Annotated in this window: 17 protein-coding genes; 10 read left to right on the top strand and 7 right to left on the bottom strand. The window is 71.0% G+C overall.

Annotated elements, in window-relative coordinates; genetic code table 11:
• Window positions 1-34: 34 nt before the first annotated feature.
• A complete protein-coding gene (locus BLU79_RS07840; RefSeq protein ID WP_256333189.1) occupies window positions 35-412 on the bottom strand; it encodes a DUF3499 domain-containing protein in 378 nt (125 codons plus the stop codon).
• 343 nt (window positions 413-755) lie between these two features.
• On the opposite strand from BLU79_RS07840, the gene BLU79_RS07835 reads away from it, so the two are divergent.
• Window positions 756-1,205 carry a metallopeptidase family protein gene (locus tag BLU79_RS07835; RefSeq protein ID WP_093904853.1) on the top strand — a complete coding sequence of 150 codons (450 nt, stop codon included), beginning with the start codon at window positions 756-758 and terminating at the stop codon, window positions 1,203-1,205.
• A gap of 149 nt (window positions 1,206-1,354) precedes the next feature.
• Here the strand turns inward: BLU79_RS07835 and BLU79_RS07830 are convergent, their stop codons facing one another.
• The 3 genes from BLU79_RS07830 to BLU79_RS07820 form a co-directional block, all read right to left on the bottom strand.
• A complete protein-coding gene (locus BLU79_RS07830) occupies window positions 1,355-2,881 on the bottom strand; it encodes a DUF5719 family protein (RefSeq protein ID WP_093904852.1) in 1,527 nt (508 codons plus the stop codon).
• Window positions 2,878-6,564, bottom strand: coding sequence for a glycosyltransferase family 2 protein (locus tag BLU79_RS07825; protein ID WP_093904851.1), 3,687 nt, complete (start codon window positions 6,562-6,564; stop codon window positions 2,878-2,880). Before BLU79_RS07825 ends, BLU79_RS07830 begins: the two co-directional genes overlap by 4 nt.
• A 214-nt stretch (window positions 6,565-6,778) precedes the next feature.
• The gene (locus tag BLU79_RS07820; protein WP_003975777.1) at window positions 6,779-7,042 is read right to left on the bottom strand and encodes a WhiB family transcriptional regulator; all 264 of its coding nucleotides are present in this window, start codon (window positions 7,040-7,042) and stop codon (window positions 6,779-6,781) included.
• Between the two features lie 651 nt (window positions 7,043-7,693).
• Between BLU79_RS07820 and BLU79_RS07810 the strand changes: the two genes are divergently transcribed.
• From BLU79_RS07810 to BLU79_RS07795, 4 genes are all read left to right on the top strand, one after another.
• Entirely contained in the window at window positions 7,694-8,200 is a 507-nt protein-coding gene (locus BLU79_RS07810; RefSeq protein ID WP_093904850.1) for a cysteine dioxygenase, read from the top strand.
• A gap of 88 nt (window positions 8,201-8,288) precedes the next feature.
• Window positions 8,289-9,248, top strand: a complete 960-nt coding sequence (gene cofD / locus BLU79_RS07805) for a 2-phospho-L-lactate transferase (RefSeq protein WP_093904849.1) — start codon at window positions 8,289-8,291, stop codon at window positions 9,246-9,248.
• Window positions 9,245-10,555: a coenzyme F420-0:L-glutamate ligase gene (locus tag BLU79_RS07800; RefSeq protein ID WP_093904848.1), complete on the top strand. Its 1,311-nt coding sequence runs from the start codon at window positions 9,245-9,247 to the stop codon at window positions 10,553-10,555. Before cofD ends, BLU79_RS07800 begins: the two co-directional genes overlap by 4 nt.
• A 160-nt stretch (window positions 10,556-10,715) precedes the next feature.
• Complete coding sequence (locus BLU79_RS07795; protein ID WP_093904847.1) at window positions 10,716-11,723, top strand: DNA-3-methyladenine glycosylase family protein; 1,008 nt, start codon at window positions 10,716-10,718, stop codon at window positions 11,721-11,723.
• Window positions 11,724-12,204: 481 nt separating this feature from the next.
• Here the strand turns inward: BLU79_RS07795 and BLU79_RS07790 are convergent, their stop codons facing one another.
• Together BLU79_RS07790 and BLU79_RS07785 are read right to left on the bottom strand one after the other, a co-directional pair.
• Window positions 12,205-13,287, bottom strand: coding sequence for a mannose-1-phosphate guanylyltransferase (locus tag BLU79_RS07790; protein WP_093904846.1), 1,083 nt, complete (start codon window positions 13,285-13,287; stop codon window positions 12,205-12,207).
• Between the two features lie 307 nt (window positions 13,288-13,594).
• Entirely contained in the window at window positions 13,595-15,088 is a 1,494-nt protein-coding gene (locus BLU79_RS07785; protein ID WP_093904937.1) for a peptidoglycan recognition protein family protein, read from the bottom strand.
• 141 nt (window positions 15,089-15,229) lie between these two features.
• Here BLU79_RS07785 and BLU79_RS07780 point away from each other — a divergent pair, with 141 nt between their 5' ends.
• The 4 genes from BLU79_RS07780 (at window position 15,230) to BLU79_RS07765 (ending at window position 21,917) form a co-directional block, all read left to right on the top strand.
• Window positions 15,230-15,985, top strand: a complete 756-nt coding sequence (locus BLU79_RS07780) for a TIGR03089 family protein (RefSeq protein ID WP_093904845.1) — start codon at window positions 15,230-15,232, stop codon at window positions 15,983-15,985.
• 806 nt (window positions 15,986-16,791) lie between these two features.
• Window positions 16,792-17,934 (top strand): LCP family protein, encoded by a 1,143-nt coding sequence (locus tag BLU79_RS07775; protein WP_177000914.1) that lies wholly within the window; start codon window positions 16,792-16,794, stop codon window positions 17,932-17,934.
• Between the two features lie 223 nt (window positions 17,935-18,157).
• Window positions 18,158-19,948: an LCP family protein gene (locus tag BLU79_RS07770; protein ID WP_093904843.1), complete on the top strand. Its 1,791-nt coding sequence runs from the start codon at window positions 18,158-18,160 to the stop codon at window positions 19,946-19,948.
• A 382-nt stretch (window positions 19,949-20,330) separates the two neighbouring features.
• Window positions 20,331-21,917 (top strand): LCP family protein, encoded by a 1,587-nt coding sequence (locus tag BLU79_RS07765; RefSeq protein WP_093904936.1) that lies wholly within the window; start codon window positions 20,331-20,333, stop codon window positions 21,915-21,917.
• A 22-nt stretch (window positions 21,918-21,939) separates the two neighbouring features.
• Here the strand turns inward: BLU79_RS07765 and BLU79_RS07760 are convergent, their stop codons facing one another.
• On the bottom strand, window positions 21,940-22,968 hold the full coding sequence (locus BLU79_RS07760; RefSeq protein ID WP_093904842.1) for a glycosyltransferase family 2 protein: 1,029 nt from the start codon (window positions 22,966-22,968) through the stop codon (window positions 21,940-21,942).
• A 143-nt stretch (window positions 22,969-23,111) separates the two neighbouring features.
• Between BLU79_RS07760 and BLU79_RS07755 the strand changes: the two genes are divergently transcribed.
• Window positions 23,112-24,566, top strand: a complete 1,455-nt coding sequence (locus tag BLU79_RS07755; RefSeq protein WP_177000913.1) for an LCP family protein — start codon at window positions 23,112-23,114, stop codon at window positions 24,564-24,566.
• The last annotated feature ends 592 nt before the right edge of the window (window positions 24,567-25,158 follow it).

Here is a 25,158-nt window from a genome sequence, read left to right as displayed (position 1 = left end):
AAGAAACGACCGCACAAACGGAGGAAACCGACGGTCAGTTGTCGGGCGACCGCAGGACGCGCAGGTGTCCCCGCCGCGCGACCTCCATCGGATCGGCGCCACGGCCCCCACCCCCGCCGGCCTGCGCCGCCCGCTCCTGCGGACGGGCCGCCTCGCGCACGGCGTTGGCAAGCGCTTCCAGGTCATCGCCGCTGGGACGGGCCGGAGCCGAGCTGTCCAGCAACCGCACGACCTCCCACCCCCGAGGGGCGGTGAGACGCTCGGAGTGCTCGGCGCACAGGTCGTAGCAGTGGGGTTCGGCGTAGGTGGCGAGCGGGCCGAGAACCGCGGTCGAGTCGGCGTAGACGTACGTCAGCGTCGCTACGGCCGGACGGCCGCAAGCGGTGCGCGAACAGCGACGTACAGGGCTCACGACGTTGGACGGTACCGCACTCTTGAGCGGGCCGCGACGACTCTCCCCCAGGTCACCCCACCGTGTCGTGCTGTGAAACACCCCACACGCCCCTTCCGTCCCACTCCGCTGACCTGCGGGGAAGCCCGCTGCCGAGATCCCGAACGCGTTCGAAATCGGTCATCACCCCATACAAACCATGCCAATTGCCTTGATCTCACCGGTCTCGGAGAGATACGGAAACGAGCCCAACCTTGGCTGGAATGGTCATCCACCGACATGCCGTACCGACGGACGGGAACCGCTCCCACCGCCACACGCTGCACGGACACGCACCCGTCACGAGGACTACCCTTCACCAGTGATGGACACCCCCGTACCGCCCCGTGCCGTCGGCCCCGGGCCCCGCCGCCGTGATCGCCACGGGCGGGGCATGCGCGGCCCGATCGCACCACCCCAGGTCCCCCTCGCCGCCAGCCGCGCCGACGCCTTCGCCGACCTGGTGCAGGACTCCGTGGAGCGCCTCGAACGCCGCTGGCCCCAGCTCGCCGACATCGATTTCCTGGTCCTCGAGGTGCCCCGCCTGGACGGTCCCGGCCGCACCTGGAACGACGAGGCGGTCCCCCTCGGCGGCACGATCCCCGCGCGCGAGGGGCGGCCGGCGCGGGTGGTCATCTATCGCCGCCCGGTGGAGATCCGCACGAAGGGCCGCGAGGAGCGAGCGGCGCTGGTGCACGAGGTGGTCGTGGAGCAGGTGGCCGAGCTGCTGGGGCTGACGCCGGAGACGGTGGATCCCCGCTACGGCGAGGATTGACGGCTGACGTCGTCGCTTGGCTGCGCGCCGTGGCAGGGTGCGGGCGCTGCTGGGGGCCGCAGGCCCCCAGACCCCGCTTCGGCCCTGAAGGGGCCTCGTCCTCGAACGCCGGGCGGGCTGAAAATGCCTGACCAGCGCCGAGCCACGGTCTACTTCTGCAACACCGACAGATCCTCGTCCGCCTCCGGCACAGCCACCATCCCGCGATCGTCCGGCAGCGTCTGCACCGTGAAGCCCGGCACGCCCTCCGCCGTCGCCGCCAGCGTCCGTCCCCCGTACACCGGCCCGCCCGACACGGTCTCCACGGTCAGCGCATAAGTGCCCTTCAACCCGCTCGGCACCGGCACCTCCACGTCCTGTGTCGTGCCGGACTTGATCGTGTACGTCTTCGACACCGCCGTACCGCCGTCGCTCCCCCCGGACGCCGTGACCTTGACCTCGGCCGAGCGGAACGGTGCCGTAAGGGACAGCGTCGTGCCCTTCGCCTTGTTGTCCACCACCGTCGCGCGCGTGCCGACCGGTCGGCTCGCCGGGATGAACGCCGTCTCCTGCTTGGCGCCCTCCCCACGGACCACCCGCACCGCCGCGACCACCGGCACGGCCCGATCCGTAGGCGTCAGCACCAGCGACCCCGCCTCGCCCCGCATGACGTCCCCGAGATCCACCGCACTCGTCATACCGGCCTTGACATGCAACGTCTCGTTCCCGGCGGGGGTGATCTCCCCGGACGGCGAGGCGAGCCGCACCTTGAGATCCGCATCCGCGTCCCCCGGCGTGAAGGCGACCAGCCGCACGGCCTTGGCGTCCTTCGGAATGCCGGGCACAACCAGGGTCCCCGCGGGGTCGGCGGACGCCGCCAGCCAGTCCCCGCCGAGCTTGTCGTCCAGCGCCTGCACCGAGGCGCCCACCCGGCCACTGCGCACCGTCACGTGCACAGTCACGTTCTCCTGCTTCTCACTGGTGAGCGTCGACAGCAGGATCGGCTCCCCGGAGTGCGGCTGAACCGTGATCCCCTCCCCCACCGTGGTCTCCAGGGCACCGTCCTTGCCGTACAGCTCGATGTCGACGACGGCGGCGGAGTCGTCGGGGTTGGTGAGATGGACGTAGTCCGTGCGGTCTACCGCCGTACTGGCGCCCGGGAACCAGAACTCGGTGTCCGGCGCGGTGCAGTTGACTCCCTGCAGCCCACGCCCCGTGCCCGCCACGACCTCCGTGGTCTCCTGCACGGTCCAGCCGGGCGCGAACTTCCCGTCGGCGGTCCCGATGAGCGCCGGCGAGTCCGAACCGGACGCTTCCTCGGTGACCGGCGCACCCGGCTCCTTGCCCGTCAGGACGGACTTGTCGGTCTTGGCCGTCTTATCGGTCTTGTTCGCGGCGCCGGTCTCCTTGCCCTTGGCGTCCGTCGCGGCATCCGGCTCCTCCGCCCCCGACCTCAGTTCCGCCTTCCCGGCGCTCCCCGTCCCCTTCGTGACGGGCGTGAACGCCGTGTACGTCGTCTCCGCGAGATCCGAGGTGCTCGGTGCCGGGCACACCAGGCTCGAACGCTCCACGGGCAGTTCGGCGGCCGCCTTGGCGGTGTTCGTCCCGGACGCGTCCGGGGTCGTGAGCGCCGCGACCCCGGTTATGGCCGCGAGGGCCGTGACACCGGCGATCAGGGACAGGGTCGTGCGGTTCACTGCTGGCTCCCGTCGGAACGCTCACTGCCGTGCGGATGCGGCTGCGCCGGGTCGTACGTGGCGTCGTAACCCTGCTGGTACGTCTGGTCGTACGAGGCGTCGTACGACGTGTCGTACGCCCCTGCCTGGGTCTGCCCGCCGTATGCGTACGGGTCGTACTGGCCGCCCTGGTACGGGTCCGCCTGATACGTCTGGTCGTAGGCGCCGTTCGCCGGGTACTGCTGGCCACCCGGGTACTGCTCGCCGCCGTAGCCGCCGTACTCGGCGCCCGCGTAGCTGGGCGTGTCCCACTCTCCCGAGGACTGCTGGTGCGGAATCGCCGCGGAGGTCTCCTCCGAAGGAGGAGGCGGGAACTCCCCTCCCTGACCGGCCTCCTCGGCCTCGGCCTCGGCCTGGGCCCGGAGCCGACGGGCCCGCCGTCCCTCGCCGGCCACTGCCTCGGCCGGGACGGTCTCCTCCTCGGGCAGGTCGTCGTCGACATCACGGCGACGTCCCGGAAGAGCCATCACGACGAGGACGAGGGCGAGGAATCCCTGGGTCCACAGCCAGGCGGTGTGGCCGATCGGGTCGTCGTAGGTGACGTCCAGCCTGCCGCCGCTGGAAGGGAGTTCGAAGCCCTGGGCCCAGCCGTCGACCGTGGTCGCGGTGAGCGGCCTGCCGTCCAGGGTGGCCGTCCAGCCGTCGCCGGCACTGTCGGCGAGGCGCAGGACGCGCCCTTCGGCGCCACTCGGAATCGTGGTGTGGATCTCGACGGGACCGGCGGCAACGGGTTGGGGCTCACCCGAACCGGACGCCGCCCCGGAGCCTGAACCGGAGACGATGGCCGCACGTGACACCTGACGGTCGACCCGCCACAGCGCGCTGCCGTTCTGCTCACTCAGCCGCTGCAGTCCCGGCGTGGCGTCCAGCACGCGCGTGACGTCGCGGGGCGCGCCCTTGTGGACGAGGACGTAGCGCACCGCGAACGCGCCCAGCTGGTCGGCCTGGTCGGCGCCGGAGCCGGCGACGAGGTTGGCGACGATCTTGTCGAGCTTGGCGTTCTCCCCGTCGGCGGCGGCGAGTTCGGCGTCGCCGAGGCGGGCGCCGGAGCCGCGGACGAGCATGTAGCCGACCTGGGTCGTGGACTCGCTGTCGAGGACGAGGGTGCGGGCCTGGTCGCGGTTGTTGCTGTCCTCGGCGACGAAGGCGGGCACCTGCACGGGGTCGCGCCGCTCCAGCGGGCCGTCGGCGCCGCGGAGCATCCAGCCGGCGGCGACGAGCAGCGGGCCAGCGGCGGCCGCGAAGGCGATCAGCGCGGCGACCGGCTGGCGCCAGCCGAAGCTCTGCTCGGCCACGCGCGAGCGTGCCCCGTCGGCGCCGAGCAGCGCGGCGGCCAGGAGGGCGATGCCGTAGACGAGGGTCGCGGGGCCGGCCCAGGTGGAGCTGTTGGAGAGGGCCGCGAAGACGAGGCCCACCAGGGCGACCGCCCAGGCCGTCCAGATGCCGAACTGGCGCTCGGAGCGCATCAGGGCGGCCAGCGCGGCCAGTACGACACCGATGAGCATGAGCCCGCTGACGGTGCCGGGCCCGCCGGGGCTGGCACCGAGCAGATCCAGGGCGGACGCGGACGACGAGCCGTACCCCAGCCCGGCCTCGCGAAAGAACCCGAACGGGAGCAGCGACAGCGACCAGGGCGCGAGCACCAGCAGGGGCACGCCGAACTGGGCCAGGAAGCGCAGGCCGTACGCGGTGATGTCGGTGCGGCGCACGGCCAGCAGCCCGAGCCCGAGGACCAGCGCGATCGGCCAGACGATCGGCGTGAAGGCCGTGGTGATCGTCAGCAGCAAGGCGTACGCCCAGGTGGCGCGCCAACTGCCGCGCGCACCGGAACTGTTCGCAAGGCCGCTCGCCGAGATGCCCGCGCGCGCGATGAGCGGCAGCAGGACGGCGAGTACGGCGGTGCCGATGCGGCCGCCGGCGAGGGCGCCGGTGGCGGCGGGCAGGAAGGCGTAGGCGACGGCCGCCCACGCGCGCAGGAGGCGGGACTCGACGAGCGGACGGGAGGCGAAGTAGGCCGTGACCCCGGCCAGCGGCACCGAGCAGACGAGGAGGATCGTGACCGCGAGCCCGGTCGAGCCCAGCAGGGTGGAGGCGAGCATCGCCACGATCGCGAGGTACGGCGGCGCGGACGGGGTGCCACCGGCGCCCACGGGCTGCCAGGCGTCCAGGTAACGGGACCACAGCTCGCCGGAGTCGGCCGGGGCGGGCAGCAACGCGCCACCCGCGAGGGCGCCGCCGCCGAGGAGCTCACGGCAGGCGAGCAGCGAGACGAACAGCAGCGCCAGGAAGAGCACCGGGCCGGGCTTGCGGGCGATGCGCTTCAGGCGGGCGAACTGTTCTATCTCCAGGAAGTCCGCGTCGTCGCCGCCGGGTCCGGACTCGACGGCGCTGCCGTGCCGGCCCGCGCCGGCGGCAGCCTCCGGGTCGGAGCGGCCCACGAGGTTGCTCGCGACCTGTTCGACGGTGGCCCGCACCGTCGCGCCGGGCGGCGGGAACAGCGCCCGCAGCTCGCCCTTGTCGATCACGGGGCTCCCACGCCTGCGCCGCCCGGCGATGATCCGCTCGGGGCGCAGCAGCGTGCCCACGAGGCCACGGATCTCGTCGAGGGCCTGGCCGGGGACCTTGCCCACGAGGTAGGCGAGGGTCCGCAGGACCGTGCCGAGCACGAGGCGCAGCAGCACCCAGGGCAGCACGGCCGTACGCGTGTTGACCAGGAGGGTGTAGGCGGCGCCCGCCTTGTCGACCTTGTGCGGGGAGGCGGCGGTGCGGCCCACGCAGTCGACGGCGCGGCGCTCGCGGGAGGCGGCCTCGGCGTGTCGTACGACTGCCTCGGGGGCGATGAGGACGCGGTGGCCGGCGGCGGTCGCGCGCCAGCACAGGTCGACGTCGTCGCGCATCAGGGGCAGTCGCCGGTCGAAGCCGCCGAGTTGCTCGAAGATGTCGCGCCGGATCAGCATGCCGGCGGTGGACACGGACAGCACGGACCGGACGTGGTCGTGCTGGCCCTGGTCCTGTTCGCGGCGGTCGAGTCCGGTCCAGCGGCGGCCGGAGTTGGCAATGGTGACGCCGACCTCGAGGAGCTGCCGGCGGTCGTACCAGCCGCGCAGCTTGGGGCCCACGACGGCGACGTCGTCGCGGCCCAGTTCGTACTCGTTCTCCACGACGCGCAGCAGCTGGGCCAGGGCGTCGGGTTCGGGGGCGCAGTCGTCGTGCAGGAGCCACAGCCACTGCACCGGCTCCCCGTGGGGGAGTTCGGGCATGTCGTAGGCGTCGTCGCGCCACGTGCGCGTGACGGGGTCCCAGCCGCTCGGCCGCTTCAGATAGCTCAGCTCGTCCGGGGTGAGGACGGGGGCGGTGCGGTTGGCCTCCTCGACGGCCTGGCCGAAGCCGGTGCGCCGGGCGAGGTGCAGTACCCGGTCGGCGCCGAGGGCGTCGGTGACGAGCTGCGCGGAGTGGTCCGCGCTGCCGGTGTCGGCGGCCACGGCGAACTGGACGGGGCGCTCCTGGCCGAGCAGCCCGGCGAGCGCGTCGGGCAGCCAGCGCGCGCCGTCGTGGGCGACGAGCACGGCGGTCACCACATGACGCGGGAACTCAGGTGCGGCAGCGGAGTCGGAATGGGCTGCCGGGTGGCTGTGCACGGACATCGAGGTACGGGCCCCGGTTCGATGGACTGCGGTGGACGCTTGTGCCCCGAGGGGACAGCGGTGCGTCTCGGACGAGCGACCACACTATCGGCTGGGCATGAGAGTGGCCCGCCGCCTGTGGATAACCCACCTGCGACGGGCCGTACGTGACGTATGTACGTGCGGTTGTGGAGCCGTTTCGTCGGACACCGCCTTCTTCGGACAGTGACCTGCTTCAGACAGCGGCCTTCTTCAGTCGGCGGCGTTCACGCTCGGACAGGCCGCCCCAGATCCCGAAGCGCTCGTCGTTGGCGAGGGCGTACTCGAGGCACTCGGAGCGGACCTCACAGGCCAGGCAGACCTTCTTGGCCTCGCGGGTGGAGCCGCCCTTCTCGGGGAAGAAGGACTCGGGGTCGGTCTGGGCGCACAGCGCGCGCTCCTGCCAGCCGAGTTCCTCGTCCGCGTCGTCGACCAGCAGTTGCTGCACCAGCTCGGTCATGTGCGCCCCTCGTCTGTCTTTCGCGTCCCCGTGATGTTGCCGTTACCGATTTCGGCTGAACGACACGAGTGAAATTACAAGTGTGCTGCTCCGGGCGAGTCAAGCCGAGATCTGCTATTGAGCCCCTTATTCACTCTGCGGAACCAAGGCCTAGCGGAAAGTGTTCAAATCGGCCTAAACCTTGACGAGCGGACGGGACCCAGGAGGGCCCCTGGCCCTCCGCAGAGCCTGTACGGAAAAGGACGCCCAGAAGTTCGATCTCGTTGCACGCGTGCGTAGAAGCGAACCGGATCACAGTCGGATCACAGGATCACAACGACGCCAGTGCGCCCGGTTGTGCGCCATGTGTCCCGGCTGCTCCAAGAACAAACCTTTCACCACCAAGATGAACCGGATGAGGTGAAACATGTGCCACATTCGCGGGCGTCGAGTTGACAGTGAAGGCATGAACCGATGTCCTTGTGGGCATGCTCGCGCACTCGGTACTCACCTCGACCCGCACCGCCGGGTCCCACGGTGCTGCCCGCGCGCGCTGTAGCTGTTGCTGTCCCAGCTGTTGAGCCACACCTGCTCCGGCTGTAGGCCCGGTCACCCGCGACTCGGCTCTCGTTCCCTCTGACCTTTCTTTCACTGAGGAACCACGACACCCCCATGAACAGCGACAGCGACCTCCAGATCGCCGGCGACATCCTCGAAGTCCCGCACCTCCTCCAGGCACCGCGCGAGCACCCGGCCACCGTGGCCGACTTCGTCGGCCTGGCCCGCTCCATCGCCGCCGACCGGTCCCAGTGGGAGCACCTCGTCCAGTACGACGCGACCACGCGCTGGTACCACCGGCTGCGCACGGGCCCCGGCTACGAGGTCTGGCTGCTGTCCTGGGTTCCCGGACAGGGCAGCGGGCTGCACGACCACGGCCGGTCCTCCGGCGTCCTGACGGTCCTGGACGGCACGCTGACCGAGCGCACGGAGCGCGGCACGCGCGTGTTGGAGGCGGGCGGGCAGCGGGTGTTCGCGCCGGGGTACACCCACGAGGTCGTGAACGACGCGCTGGAGCCGGCGACAAGCCTGCACGTGTACTACCCGGGCCTGACCGAGATGCCGATGCACACGACCCCGGCCTGCGAGGCCCGTGTCGAGCCGCGTCCGGTGACGGCCTGACGCGTCGCCCCGTCCGATGACTGCCTGAGCGTCGCCCGTCCGATGACTGCCTGACGCGTTGTCGTACCCGCCTGCAAGACTGGCTCCCATGCGCATTGTGGTTCTGGCAGGCGGCATCGGTGGTGCCCGGTTCCTGCGCGGTCTGAAGCGGGCCGCGCCGGACGCGGACATCACGGTCATCGGCAACACCGGGGACGACATCCACCTCTTCGGCCTGAAGGTCTGCCCGGACCTCGACACGGTGATGTACACGCTGGGCGGCGGCATCAACGAGGAGCAGGGCTGGGGCAGGGCGGACGAGACCTTCCATCTCAAGGAGGAGCTCGCGGCGTACGGCGTCGGCCCGGAGTGGTTCGGGCTCGGCGACCGGGACTTCGCCACGCACATCGTGCGGACGCAGATGATCGGCGCCGGATACCCGCTGAGCGCGGTGACGGAGGCGCTGTGCGACCGCTGGAAGCCGGGCGTCCGTCTGATCCCCATGACCGACGACCGCGTCGAGACGCACGTCGCGGTCGAGGTGGACGGCGAACGCAGGGCCGTCCACTTCCAGGAGTACTGGGTACGGCTGCGGGCCCAGGTGCCGGCCGAGGCGATCGTGCCGGTCGGGGCCGAGCAGGCCAAGCCGGCGCCGGGCGTCCTGGAGGCCATCGCCGAGGCGGACGTCATCCTCTTCCCGCCGTCCAACCCGATCGTCTCGGTCGGCACGATCCTCGCCGTGCCCGGCATCCGTGAGGCGATCGCCGACGCCGGGGTGCCGGTGGTGGGCCTGTCCCCCATCGTCGGGGACGCGCCCGTGCGCGGGATGGCCGACAAGGTGCTCGCGGCCGTGGGAGTGGAGTCGACGGCCACTGCGGTCGCCGAGCACTACGGCTCGGGGCTCCTCGACGGCTGGCTTGTCGACACCGTGGACGCGGGCTCCGTGGAGCGGGTCGAGACGGCCGGGATCCGCTGCCGGGCCGTTCCGCTGATGATGACCGGCCTCGACGCCACCGCGCAGATGGCCCGCGAGGCACTGACGCTGGCGGAGGAGGTGCGAGGCGCTTGAGCGAGGTGTCTGCCGACGGGTACCGCGTCTGGGCCGTCTCCGGAATCCCCGAGGTCCAGCAGGGCGACGACCTCGCGAAACTGATCGCCACCGCCGAACCCGGGCTGGTCGACGGGGACGTGCTGCTCGTCACTTCGAAGATCGTGTCCAAGGCGGAGGGGCGGATCGTCGAGGCGGCCGACCGGGAGTCCGCGATCGACGCGGAGACCGTACGGGTCGTGGCGCGGCGTGGGGCGCTGCGCATCGTCGAGAACCGGCAGGGGCTCGTGATGGCCGCCGCCGGGGTCGATGCCTCCAACACCCCTGCCGGGACCGTGCTGTTGCTGCCCGAGGACCCGGACGCGTCCGCGCGGGCGATCCGGGACGGCCTGCGGGACGCCCTGGGCGTCGACGTCGGCGTCGTCGTCACCGACACCTTCGGGCGCCCCTGGCGCGCCGGGCTCACCGACGTCGCGATCGGCGCCGCCGGCATCCACGTACTCGATGATCTGCGCGGGGGCACGGACTCGTACGGCAATCCGCTCAGCGCTACCGTCGTGGCGACCGCGGACGAACTCGCCGCCGCCGGTGACCTGGTGAAGGGCAAGGCCGCCGGCCTGCCCGTCGCCGTCGTGCGCGGGCTGGCGCACACGGTGACCGAGGAGCACGGGGAGGGGGCGCGGGCCTTGGTGCGCGGGGCGCGTGACGACATGTTCCGGCTGGGGACGTCGGAGGCGGTACGGGAGGCGGTGACCCAGCGGCGTACGGTGCGGGCCTTCACGGACGAACCCGTCGACCCCGGGGCCGTGCGACGGGCGGTCGAGGCGGCGGTCACGGCGCCGGCGCCGCACCACACGACACCGTGGCGATTCGTGCTGCTGGAGTCGGAGGAGTCGCGGACGCGGCTGCTCGACGCGATGCGCGACGCGTGGGTCGCCGATCTGCGGCGGGACGGCAAGAGCGAGGAGTCCATCGCCAAGCGGGTGCGGCGGGGGGATGTGCTGCGGAACGCGCCGTATCTCGTCGTGCCGTGTCTGGTGATGGACGGTTCGCACACGTACGGCGACGCGCGGCGGGACGGGGCCGAGCGGGAGATGTTCGTCGTCGCTACCGGTGCGGGGGTGCAGAACTTCCTGGTCGCGCTGGCCGGGGAGCGGCTGGGTTCGGCGTGGGTTTCGTCGACGATGTTCTGCCGGGATGTGGTGCGGGGGGTGCTGGGTCTGCCGGAGGAGTGGGATCCGATGGGGGCCGTGGCGGTCGGGCATCCGGCGGAGGAGCCGCGGGCTCGGGGGGAGCGGGATGCGGGGGCGTTTATCGAGGTGCGGTGACGCTCCGCTGGGTGGGGCGGGGGCGGGGCGGGGGTCTGCGGTTCGGGAAGGCGGGGGCTCGGTATGCCCATCGCGCGCCGTGGGAGCGCCTAGGCTCGTAGCTCTCGTCTCTATCCAGTCGTAGCTCTTGTCTCCATCTAGTCGCATCCCGGGATTCTTCGTGGCAGGACGTTTTGCTCCGCGGCCCACACGTACGACTGTGCGCGGTGGGCATGTCGCTGTGCCTGCGTCTGCGGGTGTGCCTCGGCAGGCTGTCGCGCCGGGGAAGGTGCGGACGGTGGTGCCCGACGGGCCGCTCGATCTCGGGCTGGTGCTGGGGCCGCTGCGGCGTGGGCCGGGGGATCCGACGTTTCGGGCGATGCCGGACGGGTCCGTGTGGCGGGCCTGTCGTACGCCGGTCGGGCCCGGGACGTTGCGGGTCGGCGTGCGGGGTGCCGAGGTGCGGGGGGAAGCGTGGGGGCCGGGGGCCGAGTGGCTGTTGGAGCAGTTGCCGGAGTTGCTCGGGGCCGCCGATGATCCGTCCGCCTTCGTGCCGCGGCATCGGGTGGTGGCGGTTGCTCGGCATCGACGGCCGGGGTTGCGGCTGACGCGGACCGGGCTGGTGATGGAGTCGTTGATTCCGTCGGTTCTGGAGCAGAAGGTCACGACCGATGAGGCGTACCGGGCGTGGCGGTTGCTGGTTCGGAAGTTCGGGGAGCCGGCGCCTGGGCCCGTGCCCGGGCAGATGTGTGTGATGCCGGATGCGGGGACCTGGAGGTCGATTCCGTCCTGGGAGTGGCATCGGGCCGGGGTCGACAACAAGCGGGCGTCCACGATTCTGCGGGCCGTACGGGTTGCTGCGCGGCTGGAGGAGGCCGTGCGGATGTCTCCGACGGAGGCGCAGGGGCGGTTGGAGGTCCTGCCGGGGATTGGGCCGTGGACGTCGGCGGAGGTTGTGCAGCGCAGTCATGGGGCGGCGGATGCGGTGACCGTGGGGGATCTGCATCTGCCGGGGATCGTGGGGTGGGCGCTTGCGGGGGATCGGGACGCGGATGACTCCGTGATGCTGGAGTTGCTGGAGCCGTATGCGGGGCAGCGGCATCGGGCGGCTCGGTTGATTCTGTTGAGCGGGCGGGTGCCGGGGCGGCGGGCTCCGCGGATGCCGCGGGGGGATATTGGGCGGTTGTGACGGGGGGTTGGGGGGCTGTGTTGTGGTTGCCGCCGATGGTTTTCGCCCCCGCCGCCCCTACCCGTCCCATCCTCCAGGGGCTCTGCCCCTTCGACCCGGGGCCTTCTGGGGGCTCCGCCCCCAGACCCCCGATTCGGCCCTTAAGGGGCCTCGTCCTCAAACGCCGGACGGGCTGGAATGCCCGGGCCGGCGTCGAGGAGGTGGCGCCCGTCCGCTCAGACGTCCCCTGCGGGTGGGTGGGGGTTAGGGACGGTGGGAGCTCGTCCCCGAACGCCGGACAGGCTGAAAAGCACAGGCCGACCCCGAAACGGCACCCTCACCCCACGAACAAGCCCCCTGCGGGTGGGTGGGGGCTAGGGACGGTGAGAACTCGTCCCCGAACACCGGACGCGCCGAATGGGGGTTAGGTGGGCGGCGTACCCCCACGGGCCGCCTCAGGCATCCCGCAGCGCACCCGCACCCGCACCCACCAGAGCCGGACCTACAGATCCGGCGAGAACCGCACCGCCCCCGCCGGTATCCGTGCGTCGCACCACACCCGTACGCCCTCCCTCAGTTCGTTGTCGGCGCCGATCACCGCGCCGTCTCCGATGACCGTGCCTGTCAGGACGGAGCGTTCGCCGACTCGGGCGCGGGTGCCGATGAGGGAGTCGGTGATGACGGCGCCGGGTTCGATGACGGCGCCGGGGAGGATCGTGCTGCCGAAGACTCGGGCGCCCTCGGCCACGAAGGCGCCCTCGCCGACCACCGTGCCGCCGGTCAGCTTGGCGTCGGGGGCCACCGTGGCCGTGGGGAGGATCAGGCGGTCGCCGCAGCGGCCGGGGACCGCGGGGGACGGGGCGCGGCCGAGGACCAGGTCCGCCGAGCCGCGGACGAAGGCCGCGGGTGTGCCGAGGTCCAGCCAGTACGTCGAGTCGACCATGCCCTGGAGGTGGGCTCCGGCGGACAGGAGGTTCGGGAACGTCTCGCGTTCCACCGAGACCGGGCGGCCTGCCGGGATCGTGTCGATGACCGAGCGGCGGAAGACGTACGCCCCCGCGTTGATCTGGTCGGTGACGATCTCCTCGGGGGTCTGCGGCTTCTCCAGGAACGCCGTCACCCGGCCCGTGTCGTCCGTGGGGACCAGGCCGTACGCCCTCGGGTCGGTCACCTTGGTGAGGTGGAGCGAGACGTCCGCGCCCGTCGTCTCGTGCGTGTGGACCAGGGCCCTGATGTCCAGGCCCGTCAGGATGTCCCCGTTGAAGATCAGGACCGGGTCGTCGGGCGCGGAGTGGAGTCGGGAGGCCACGTTCCGGATGGCGCCGCCCGTGCCGAGGGGCTCCTCCTCCGTCACGTACTCCAGGTGGAGACCGAGGGCCGAGCCGTCGCCGAAGTACGGCTCGAAGACCTCGGCCAGATACGACGTCGCCAGGACGATGTGGTCCACGCCCGCCGCTCTCGCTCTCGCCAACTGGTGCGTGAGGAACGGCACCCCTGCCGCCGGGACCATGGGCTTCGGCGTGTGCACGGTGAGCGGACGCAGCCGAGTGCCCTTGCCGCCGACCAGGAGGATCGCTTCTGTCACCTGTCGTCTCTGCTTCCTGCCGGGACCGGCCGAACTGTCTTTCGGCCGGCCAGTGTATGCAGACCGGTGTGCGGTGCCCTCGACGGCAGGGCGGCAGTACGGCAGTACGGCAGTGCGGCAGGTCATCAGGCCGTGAGGCCGTCCACTCTCTCGTCCTCCGACGGCGGTGAACACGACCCCCCGTACTCCCGTACTCCATACCTCTTACCCCGTACCCCCGTACGCCCCCACATGGCCCCCCATTGCCCCCGTACGCCCACAGCATGCCGTCCGCAGGGCCCGGCATGTCCGTGGATTCCTACATTTTTCAGCGTCCCTGGTACTTGGCCGCCGCCGTGCGGGCCGTGCCGAGTTTGCGGTAGAGCTGGAGTCCGGGGCACTCCGTGGAGTAGCCGTCCCGATGCCCGGAGATCGTGTTCAGGCTGACGTTCTTGCCCTTGGTGTAGAGATTGCCACCGCCGGACTTCAGGTACGTCTTGCTGCGCGGATTGACGCCGAACAGGCCCAGCTTCCAGGCCGTGAGCCGGGCGATGCCCCGCACCGCGGCAGCGGTCGGCTTGGTGGTGCCGTAGCTGCCGAGAACGGCGATCCCCATGCTGTTGCTGTTGAAACCGCGCGTGTGGGCACCCAGGACCGACTTCGCCACTCCCCCGGCGCGCCCCTCGTAGATGTTTCCGCACTTGTCGACGAGGAAGTTGTAGCCGACGTCGCGCCAGCCCATGCTCTTGACGTGGTAGCGGTAGATACCGCGAATGAGCGAGGGAACCTGCTTGCACGTGTACTTGGCACCCGTCGCGGTGTGGTGCACGAAGGCCGCCTTCACCTTCTTCGTGTAGACGAACTTCTTCTCCCGCCAGCTCTCGTTCGCACCCCAGCCGCGCCGGGTGACGATGCGCGGCCGCGGACCGATGTACGGCTTCGCCCGCTGCTCCTGCGTCAACTCGCTGCCGCGCAGGGCCAACAGTTCCTTCTCGGTCTCGGCCTTGCCGAGCTCGGGGATCTCGGTGGCGTTCAGCGGGGCGAGTTCGGTGTTGACGGCGGAGGCGGCGGTGTCGGCCGCGACGGCGCCGAGCGCCTCGGCGGTCTCGCCGGTCTCGGTCGTCAGGGAACCGGGGCGGGTGGCGCCGTCGGGGTCGCCCGGCGCGGGGGCGGGATCGCCGGGGTCGACCAGTTCGAGGCGGAGGCCGAGAGGAAGCGGGAGGACGATGCCGGTGCCGGCCGTCGGGGTCGGGTCACCGGCGCCCGGAGCCGTCTGCTCGGACCGCTCCCCGACCTCCTCCGGAGTGACCCGCACCTCCACCCCGTCCGACTCCCCGACCCACAGCGGCGCCGTGGAGCCGCGCACCCGGGACGAGGTGCCTTCGGCGGTGTCGGGGTCGGCGCCGTGCTCGGCGTTGTGCGTCTCGACCTCCTGCCAGTCGGACCAGATGCCGGTGCCGACCGCACGGGTGCGGACCTGGACGCGGCCGTGCAGTTCGACGGTCGGGTCGTCCCAGATGACGCCGACGAGGGAGAAGCGCTGTACGTCCCGTCGGGGCAGGCCCTGTTCGGTGGGCGGGTCGGCGACGCGGTCATGGGTGAGGGGGCGGAGGGGCAGCGACTGGGTGCTGCCGGGGACGGACGGCTCGGCGTCCGTACGACGCACCGCAGACCCGTCGACTGTGGCCACCACCCGCGTGCTCGTGGCCACTTCCGCGCCGAGCGCCGGTCTCGCGGTCGCCGCGACGGCGGGTGGGGTGAGCGGGAGGGCCAGAGCCGCCGCGCACGTGACACCGATCGAGGAAGCAAGGAATCCACGCATACTCCCGATGGTGGACATAGGCGTACAAACCTGTCCATCTGGGGATTGACGGGGCGTCGGTCAACGGTTCACCCGAATCGGTGGCGGCGGGGTGCCGCCAACCGGCCGTGCGCGGGGGTGGGTCCGCGTACCCTTGCGCGGATGAACGCCACCGATCGCACCCCTGCCGACCTGCTGCGTTCCGCGCTCGCCGCGGATCCCGGACGCCCCCTGGTGACCTTCTACGACGACGCCACCGGGGAGCGCGTCGAATTGTCCGTGGCCACCCTCGCCAATTGGGTGGCGAAGACGGCGAATCTGCTCCAGGGCGACCTCGGGGCCGGGCCGGGTGACCGGGTCACGCTGCTGCTGCCGGCGCACTGGCAGACGGCGGTGTGGCTGCTGGCGTGTTCGTCGGTGGGCACGATCGCGGACGTCGGTGGGGATCCGGCGGCGGGCGACGTGGTCGTGAGCGGGCCGGATTCCCTGGAGGCCGCGCGGGCGTGTCGGGGTGAGCGGGTCGCGTTGGCGCTACGGCCGTTGGGGGGACGTTTCCCGCAGCCGCCGGCCGGGTTCGCCGACTATGCGGTGGAGGTGCCGAGCCAGGGGGACCGGTTCGCACCGTTCGCCCCGGTCGATCCTGAGGAACCTGCGCTGATCGTCGCCGGGCGGGAGTTCAGCGGGGCCGAGGTCGTCGAGCGTGCCCGGGCGGAGGCTACGGGGCTGGGGCTTACGGGGCCGGGGTCGCGGATTCTGTCCGCCTTGCCGTACGACACCTGGGAGGGGCTCAACGCCGGGCTGTACGCGGCGCTCGCGACCGACGGGTCGGTGGTGCTGTGCCGGAATGTGGAGTCGCTGGGTGAGGAGGCGTTGGCGAAGCGGATCGAGAGCGAGCGGGTGACGGCTACGGCGCGGTGACGCGGGGTTCGCGCAGCGGGGGTGCGCGGCGTCTGGGCTGACGGGCGTGCCGCCCCGGCCCCTTTTTTTCCTCGCCCCCGCCGCCCCTACCCGTCCCATCCTCCAGGGGCTGCCGCCCCTTCGACCCCGGCCCCTTCTGGGGGCTCCGCCCCCAGACCCCCGCATCGGCCCCGAAAGGGCCTCGTCCTCAAACGCCGGACAGGCTGAAGAATGACACCCCTGCGGGTGGGTGGGGGCAGGGACGGAGTCCCCACGGGTGGGGGGATCGGGATGGCAGAATCTCGCCCTCAACCGCCGGACGGACTGGCCACCAGAACCGGCGTCGACAAACAGCGCCGCCTCCGCGCACCACCGCGGCGCCGCAGTCGCCCACGGCGGTAAGGGGACGCGTCGGGGGGTGTCCGCCCGCAGTGGCCGGCGTCAACACGCGGCACCTCTTGGCCTAAGTCCAGGCGCCGGCCCTAGGACGGACACCCCCCCCCGACGCGGCCCCGACCCACCCACCGAACCGCAGGCGCCACGCGCACCCCCGCCAAACCGCACAGGCCGCCGCAGGCACCCCCGCCCCACCGCCGGAGGCAACCGTCACCCATTCGGCCCACCACCACCCACCCCTCACCCCCCACCCGAGCCATGGTCGTAACAACAGCCCACAGCCCACACCGCACGCAGCAAGCAGCACGCAGCACGCCCTGAGGACTGGAGCCAGAGTGACCGGCATATCGCGCTCACGTCCCGGACCTTCCGGCGTTGTCGGGGGCGGGCCGTCCGGCGGTTGGCGAGGGCGGCGGCGAGGGTGGCGGTGGGTGCGGCGGGGGGTTCTGGGGGTGGGGCTGGTGCTCGTGGCCGCTGCCGGGGCAGGATGGGCCGTCTACGCCAAGCTCGACTCCAACATCACCACCGACGAGGCCGCCGCCGCGGAGCTCCAGCGGTACGAGAACGAGCGGCCCACCTCGCTGGTGCGCGACGCGCGGAACATCCTGCTCATCGGATCCGATTCCAGGGCGGGCAGCGGAAACCGCCGCTACGGGCGCGACTCCGGCACCGAACGCTCCGACACCACCATCCTCCTGCACCTGTCCGCGGGCCGCCGCAGCGCCACCGCCGTCTCGATACCCCGCGACCTGATGGTGAACGTCCCCCGGTGCCGGAGTGACGACGGCAGCCGCAGCGAGCCCATGTTCGCGATGTTCAACTACGCCTTCCAGGTGGGCGGTTCGGCCTGCACCATCCGCACCGTGGAGCGGCTCACCGACATCCGCATCGACCACCACATGGTCGTCGACTTCCACGGCTTCAAGGAGATGGTCGACGCCCTCGACGGTGTGGAGATCTGCCTCGCCAAGCCCATTGACGACAAGGCGGCCAAGCTGCGCCTCCCCGCCGGCAAGGTGACCCTCAACGGCGAACAGGCCCTCGGCTACGTCCGCGCCCGCAAGACCCTCGGCGACGGCAGCGACACCGACCGCATGGACCGCCAGCAGCGATTCCTCGCGGCGCTGGTGAACAAGGTGCAGAGCAATGACGTCCTGCTGAACCCGGTGCGGCTCTACCCCGTCCTCGACGCCGCCACGTCCTCCCTCACCACCGACCCCGCCCTGGCCAGCTTGCGCGGTTTGTACGAACTCGTCCGCGGCGTGCGCGACATCCCCACTGAACGCGTGCAATTCCTCACCGTTCCCCGGGAGTCGTACATCCACAACCCCAATCGCGACCAACTCATGGAGCCCGCGGCCGAGCGGCTCTTCGAGCGGCTGCGCACCGACACCCCGGTGGAAGTTGTGGATTCGTCCGGAATGCGCCAAGGGCCGCCGGGACTCCTCTCGCACAAGAGTTCCCATGCGTGGGGTGGAAAGTCGGACGGCAAGTGGTCCGAGGGCTCCACAGAACCCACTCCCCCGCCCCCCACCTTCCGCGGCAACACCGCCGCCGAGAACCCCTGCGGGTAAAGCGCTCACCAAGTCCACGAACCTCAATTCAAAGAAATGGGGCGGATTGCCCAGTTGTAGGGACGTGGAATTTGTCACCGTCGTCGCTTGACGCTGAACTGGCCGGATAGTGTGAGCGATCCGGTGCACCCAGCCGTAGTTAGGCTTGCGCACTGTTTGACCGAGACCCGAGCGCCTTGGAGGGGTAGGCGCCGCGTGGCCCCGACGGAGGATTCAGACAACCGTGGACGCGCAAGGCCGTGGGCGGGCGGACGACATCGACCCCGCAGACCAGTGGGTACTCAATCCGAACACCGGTGAATACGAACTGCGACTGAGCCCTTCCGCTCCGCAGTCGTCGGTTCCCGGACCTCGCAGATCCGCTTCCCGTGCCGGCGCCGCCTCACGGGCCGCCGGCACGAGCGCCCAGGGCGCGGGCGGCACGACCGGTGGCGCGGTACGCAACCGGAGCGCGGCGCCGGGGCGGGAGACGCGGACGGCGCCGGGCCGTGAGGTGCCGCCGCAGCGTCGGCGCCGGGGTGCGCCCGAGGAGCCGTTGCCGGGGCGGCGTGGTCGCCGGCCGGTGAAGAAGAAGAGCAAGGCGAAGAAGGCCGTGCTCTGGACCGGCGGGATAATGGCGTTCGTGGTCGTCGCCGCCGCAGCCGGTGCGTATCTCTACATCGAGCACCTCAACGACAACATCCAGTCCGTCTCCGACGACGGCGCGAGCACCGGTGGCTTCTCGAAGGACAAGGCCATCAACATCCTGCTCATCGGCACGGACAAGCGCACGGGTGCGGGCAACGACAAGTACGGCGACTCGGGCAGCGCCGGGCACGCCGACACCACGATCCTGCTGCACGTCTCCAAGGACCGTTCGAACGCGACCGCGCTCAGCATCCCGCGCGACCTGATCGTCGACATCCCGGACTGCCGGACGCAGCAGGAGGACGGCTCCTACAAGGTCATCGCGGGTGAGAGCGACGTCCGCTTCAACACCAGCCTCGGCCAGGAAGGCCGCACGCCCAGCTGCACCATGCGGACGGTCACCGAGCTGACCGGGATCACGCCGGACAACTTCATGGTGGCGGACTTCAACGCGGTGAAGACGCTGACGACGGCGGTCGGCGGTGTCGAGGTGTGCCTGGCCAAGGACATCAACGACCCCGACTCCAAGCTCAATCTGACCAAGGGCGAGCACGTGATCGAGGGCGAGCAGGCGCTGGCCTTCGTCCGCACCCGGCACTCGGTCGGCTTCGGCGGTGACCTGAGCCGGATCGGGCTGCAGCAGCAGTTCCTCAGCGCGCTGATGCGCAAGCTGAAGTCGAACGACACCCTCACCAGCCCGACGAAGATGATCAAGCTGGCCGAGGCGGGCACGAAGGCGCTGACCGTCGACTCCCAGCTGGACACCATCGACAAGCTGAAGGACCTGGGTCTGGAGCTGGGCAAGCTCAACACCAAGAACCTGACCTTCACCACGATTCCGGTGATAGACAACCCGGCCGAGAAGGTGAAGGCGACCGTCGTACTCAACGAGACGACGGCGCCCCAGGTCTTCGAGGCCATACAGAACGACGTCTCCTTCACCGAGGTCAAGCAGCAGAAGAAGAAGGAAGCCGCCGCCGTGGCCGCCCGGCTGAAGGGCACCAAGTCCGACGCCTCCGAGGTGCGGGTGCGGATCCTCAACGGCGGTGCCAAGGCCGGCAGCGCGTCGTCGACGCTCACCTGGCTGCAGACCGAGGAGGGCGTGGAGAAGTCCGAGAACGCGGGCAACGCCCCGGCGACGTTGGCGAAGACGACGCTCGAGTACGCCCCGGACCAGGCGGACCAGGCTCGCCGGCTCGCCGCCATCATGGGGCTCTCCGGGTCCGCGATGAAGCCCGGCAAGAGCGTGACCAACTCCCAGGGCCTGCCCACGATGACACTGACGCTGGGCAAGGACTTCAAGGGTGCGGGCCAGTCCCTCACCGCTCCGACCAAGGCGCCCGACGTGGAGAAGTCCACCGCCGACAAGGTCGAGTGCGCGCAGTAGTGACCCAACGGGCCCGTCCCTCAGTCGGCTTGTGCTGAGGGGCGAGCCCGTTTCCGGTGCCGAAAACTCCGGCCGGGAACGCAACTGTGCCGGACTCTCGTTGGTCTGACACAAGACATGGTTGTGTCAGGCACCGTAGGCCGGGCACACCGAACGGCCGTACCTGGCGTGAATTTTGCCGACACGTGGCCAACCCGGTTCGGACCCACAGTGGTCTGACAGGTAGCGAACCAGTGTCGGACAGGGTGGTCTGACATGGTGCGCTCCGCACCGGACAGGGAGGTCCGGCGCGGAGCGATGCCGTGTCGGGCTAAGGGTGGGGAAGGGCAGACAGTTGGCGCAGAGCAGTGTGCGAGGGGATGCCCCCGCGGTGGACGACACCATGTCGCTCACCCCGCAGGCCGACCAGGACACGCCGGCCGACCAGGGCGGCCGGCACGGCGGCGGGGGACGCAGGGGCGGCCGGGGAGCCGACAGCAGGCGCCGCAGACGGCGTGCGCTGCGCTGGTCGGCGACGGTTCTGGCGGTGGTGATACTGGGCACCGCGGGTGCCGGATATCTCTACTACCAGCACCTCAACGGCAATCTGAAGAAGGACGACCTCAACATCGGCGACGAGAAGGACCGCGCCGCCAAGACCGAGGCGAACGCGGCCGGTCAGACGCCGCTGAACATCCTGCTGATCGGCTCGGACGCGCGCGACAGCAAGGAGAACCAGAAGCTCGGCGGCGCCAAGGAGACGTTCGGCGCCACCCCGCTCGCCGACGTCCAGATGCTGCTGCACGTCTCCGCCGACCGCACCAACATGTCGGTCGTGAGCATGCCGCGCGACACGCTGGTGGACATGCCCACATGCACGGACCCGGACAGCGGGGACGTCTACGAGGCCGAGAGGCGTGAGATGACGAACCGCTCGCTCGGCCGTGGCGGCCCGGGGTGCTCGGTGGCGACGTGGGAGAAGCTGACCGACATCCACATCGACCACTTCATGATGATCGACTTCTCGGGTGTGGTGTCGATGGCGGACGCGATCGGCGGCGTCCCGGTCTGCGTCGACAAGAACATCGAATCCAGGGACCGCGAGGGCCACGGTTCCGGGCTGAAGCTGGAGAAGGGCACGACGTACGTCCAGGGCAAGCAGGCCCTTCAGTGGCTGCGCACCCGGTACGGCTTCGAGGACGGCAGCGACCTGGCCCGCGCCAAGGCGCAGCACATGTACATGAACTCGATGGTCCGCGAGCTGCGCAAGAACGCGAAGTTGAGCAACCCGGGCAAGCTGCGTTCGCTCGCCGAGGCGGCCACCAAGGCGCTCACCGTCGACCCGGGCCTGGGCACGGTCGCGAAGCTCTACGACCTGGCGGGCGAGCTCAAGAAGGTGCCCACCTCGCGCATCACCATGACGACGATGCCGAACGAGTACGACACGATCCAGACCGGCCGGGTGGTGCCGACCGACGACGCGACCAAGCTGTTCCGGCTGGTGCGTGAGGACATCGCGCTCGACGGCAAGGACAAGAAGAAGTCCACCACGGAGAAGGCGTCCACCGACCCGGCGGCGGCGGACGGCGAGATCGCCGTCCAGGTGCAGAACGGCACCCGCACCGACGTCCTCGCCCCGGCCCAGGGCCGCGCGAGAACGGTCGCCGGGTTGCTCGTCGGCAAGGGCTTCACCCAGGCCGTGGCCGACGCGTCGACCACGCCGACCGCGGACACGACGCTCGTCCGCTACCCGTCCGCCGACCTGGAGGGCGACGCCCAGCGGGTCGCCAAGGCGCTCGGTATTCCGACCAGTGCCGTGGAGAAGTCCACGGACGTCTCCGGCGTCACCCTCGTCGTCGGCGCCGACTGGCGGGAGGGTACGGCGTACAAGGCCCCGAAGAAGGACGACAAGACGCCGGACACGGCGGAGGCGCTGAGCGCCTCCGACACCAAGGCGTGCATGAAGGTGGACCCGGACTTCACCTGGTGACGGGCTCCCCCGCCCGGCGGGCTCAGTTGGCGCTGAGCACGGCCGGGCGGCGGGAGGCGATGACCTTCCGCGCCAGGGACCGCGGGCTGGTGAGGAAGCCGTAGCCCCAGGACATGTGCATGGTGGCGAGGGCGACCGGGATCTGCAGGCGTGCCTTCAGGGGCAGGCCCTGGCCGGCCGGGACCGAGCCGGCGGTGATGGCCGCGAGGTAGCCGCCGGGGACGACCAGGGCCCACGGGGTGACCAGGGCGCCCAGCACGAGGCCCGCCGCGATCGCGCACACCGCCGTCGGCGGGGCGAGGTAGCGCAGGTTGATGGAGCCGGCGTGGTAGCGGGCGACGACATGGCGCCAGCGGCCGTAGTCCTTGTACTGCTTGGCGAGGGCACGCACCGAAGGACGGGGGCGGTACGACACCTTCAGCTCGGGCGAGAACCAGATCAGCCCGCCCGCCTCGCGGATCCGGAAGTTCAGCTCCCAGTCCTGGGCGCGGATGAACTCCTCGTTGTAGCCGCCCTGTTGCTCCAGCGCCTCGCGCCGGAAGACGCCGAGGTAGACGGTCTCGGCCTGCTGGGCCGCGCCGCCCGTGTGGAAGGCGGCGTTGCCGACGCCGATCTTCGAGGTCATCGCGGCGGCGACGGCGTGCTCCCAGTCGTTCTCGCCCTCGGCGTGCATGATGCCGCCGACGTTCTGCGCGCCGGTCTCCTCCAGGAGCCGTACGGCGGTGGCGATGTAGTTGGGCGAGAGGATGCCGTGGCCGTCGACGCGGACGACGATCGGGTGGCGGGAGGCCTTGATCGCGGCGTTGAGGGCGGCGGGCGTGCGGCCGGTCGGGTTCGGGACGGTGTGGACGCGAGGGTCCTCTTGCACGAGCTCGGCGGCGATCTCGTCCGTGCGGTCCGAGGAGGGACCGAGGGCGATCACGACCTCCATCTCGCCGGCGTACTCCTGCGCGAGGATCGCTTGGACGGCTCCGCGCAGATGCCGCTCCTCGTTCAGGACGGGCATGATGACGGACACGGCGGGGAGCTGCACGTCGGGATTGGCGTTCATAGGGGGCTCACGTTACCGCGAACGGGGGACACCCTTGCGCGCCGCCGGGGTCGCTGCACCGGGCAGCAGATCGTATGGGCCTACGGTGCTCACGGATCCCACGTACGGCCCCCAGGGCAAGCGACAGCGGAGGTATCTCCCCCATGCCCACGCCGCCCCGCCAGTCCCCCTCCCCCGTGCAGCGCCGTCCGCAGCCGTCCCGCCGCGGTGCGCGGCCGGTCGCGCCGGTACGGCGGAAGCGGCCACGGTGGGCCATGCGGGCGGTGACCACACTGTCCGTCGTGGTCCTCGCCTCGGCGGGGATCGGACACGCGGTGGTCACCAGCCTGGACGCGAAGATCGAGCGCGTGGACCCGTTCAAGGACATGAAGAACCGGCCGCAGGCCGGGACCGGGATGAACGTCCTGCTCGTCGGCACCGACGGCCGCGACCGCATCAGCGCGGAGGAGCGGCGCAAGTACCGGCTCGGCGGGGCGCCCTGTCACTGCACCGACACGATCATGATCGTGCACATCTCGGGGGACCGGGAGCGGGCGAGCGTGGTGAGCCTGCCACGCGACTCGTACGCCGAGGTGCCCGACGGAGAGGGCCGCGCGGCGCACCCCATCAAGATCAACGCGGCGTACGCGGAGGGCGGCCCGAACCTCACCGTGCGCACGGTCGAGCACATGACCCACGTCAAGATCGACCACTATCTGGAGGTCGACTTCACCAGCTTCATGAAGACGGTGGACGTGGTCGGCGGCGTCCAGATCTGCACCGCTGAGCCGCTGAAGGACTCGTACACCGGACTCGACCTGCCGGCCGGCACCCATCGGCTGATGGGCGGCGAGGCGCTGCAGTACGTGCGCGCGCGGCACATCGACAGCGGCTCCGACCTGGGCCGGATGCAGCGGCAGCAGCGTTTCATGGCGGGGCTGATCGCGCGGGCGACGTCCTCCGGGATCCTGCTGAACCCGATGCGGTTCCGGGACGTGACGCGGGCGGTGCTGGGCTCGGTGCGGGCGGACAAGGGATTCGGGACGGGCGAGCTGCTGGACCTCGGGCGGGCGATGCGGAACTTCTCGCCGTCGTCGTCGGAGTTCACGACCGTGCCCATCCGGCAGATGTCGTACACCGTGAAGGGCATCGGTTCCACGGTGAAGTGGGACACGGAGAAGGCCGAGCGGCTCTTCCGGGCGCTGCGCGAGGACCAGCCGCTGGCCGCGCTCCGGGGGCGGACCAAGGCGGTCCCCGTGGAGGTCGCCCCGCAGGAGATCCGCGTCCAGGTGGAGAACGGCACGCAGACGGAGGGCCTCGGCAAACGCGTCGACGCGGCGCTGGCGGCGACCGGGTTCCGGACGACCGGGCGGCCGGTGGACGCGACGGGCCGCACCGTGCCGCGCACGGTCGTCGCCCACGACCCTCGCTGGGACCGCTCGGCGAAGTCTCTCGCGGCCGCGCTGCCCGGAAGCGAGCTGCGACCGGTGAAGGGGCTGGGCTCGACGCTGAAGGTGGTCGTCGGGGCGGACTTCCAGCGGGTCCTGAAGGTGCGCTCCACGGACCCGACGCAGGGGGAGTCGATCGTGGTGCGGGGGGACGAGGCGGTGTGCTCGTAGGGCCGTGAGCCCGCTCGGCGGAAGGACTCGGCGTTCTCGTCCCCCAGGAACGGGGCCATGCCACGGTGTGCTTCCGCTCGGCTGATCGGGGCCAACGGCACTTCCCGTCACAGCGCGTGCGCGATGGCTTCGAGCTGCCGGCGCGGAGTGATCGGCTCCGGGCCGGTCAGCCCGTACGTCTGTCCCAGGTGGCCGGTCTCGGTCAGCGCGGCGCGGTCCACCGAGGCGATGTCCGCGGGGTGGATGGTGCGCGGGCTTGAGTGAGGCCGGTCGTCCTACGTCGCCCTCGACGGCTTCGGCATCGGTGGGAAACGCGGCCCCCACGGGGTCACGGGGTGAGGCCACAGAGCGGTTCGGCGTCCAGTGGCGCGAACTCCTTCACCAGGGCGCTTCCTACGTTTCCGGTGGCACTGGTCACGAGGATCATGAGGCCCGCCGTGACTCCTGGTCATCACTCCAATGGGGTCGATGACGCTGCGTCACGACCTCAGGTGGAGGAGGGGGACCCTGTGCCGCGCGGTATCTGGTGGGAATTGTTGCCGTTCGCCCGATGGCGCCCCGGGTCCGGCGGGCGTAGGACGGAAGGGCACGG

This window comes from Streptomyces sp. cf386, assembly GCF_900103585.1.
Classification (GTDB): Bacteria; Actinomycetota; Actinomycetes; order Streptomycetales; family Streptomycetaceae; genus Streptomyces.
The sequence above is the reverse complement of the archived record's forward strand: the minus strand, read 5'-3'. Positions and strand labels throughout refer to the sequence as shown.